This is a genomic window from Stenotrophomonas maltophilia group sp. Smal12, assembly GCF_037079935.1.
Lineage (GTDB): Bacteria > Pseudomonadota > Gammaproteobacteria > Xanthomonadales > Xanthomonadaceae > Stenotrophomonas > Stenotrophomonas sepilia.
Map to the genome: position 1 here is coordinate 1 of NZ_JBAWUK010000138.1, position 511 is coordinate 511.

Here is a 511-nt window from a genome sequence, read left to right on the forward strand (position 1 = left end):
TCGCCATCCACGACGAGCCAGCCGTCGACCACTGACAGCAGTGGCCAGGCACCAGGCGAACGCAGCGACGCCGAAGCGGTAACCGCTGAAGCGCCGCCGCCAGCGCCCGTTGCCGTGACCCCGGCTGTACCCGCTACCGACAAGGACAAGCCCGCCGCGACCGAAGACGCCCCTTGGCCGCCGCTCGGTCTGGCCGGCCTGGTGCTGGCGATGCCGACGACCGTGGATGCGGCCGCTGCCCTGCCGACCACCGCTGCACCGTCGCAGGCCAGCGACGGCAGCGCACTGCCCGTTGCCCCTGCCGCGAATCCGGCACTGCCTGCAACTGCCCCAGCAGCGGCCGCCGCAGCGACGGCCGACGGCAAACCGGCGGCGACCAGCGCGGGCGATGCCAGCGCGCTGCCACTGCCGGAGATGATCCTGCCCGGCAAGCGCAGCGAGCGCGGCGAAGGCAGTGACGTGGCCGCCGTTGGCGACCGCGCCAGTGCACCACTGCTGCATGCACCGGCGG

At 73.8% G+C, this 511-nt stretch carries 1 pseudogene; it reads left to right on the forward strand.

The window, feature by feature from the left end:
- A pseudogene (locus WDC87_RS21955) lies at positions 1 to 511 on the forward strand (flagellar hook-length control protein FliK); the annotation flags it as partial.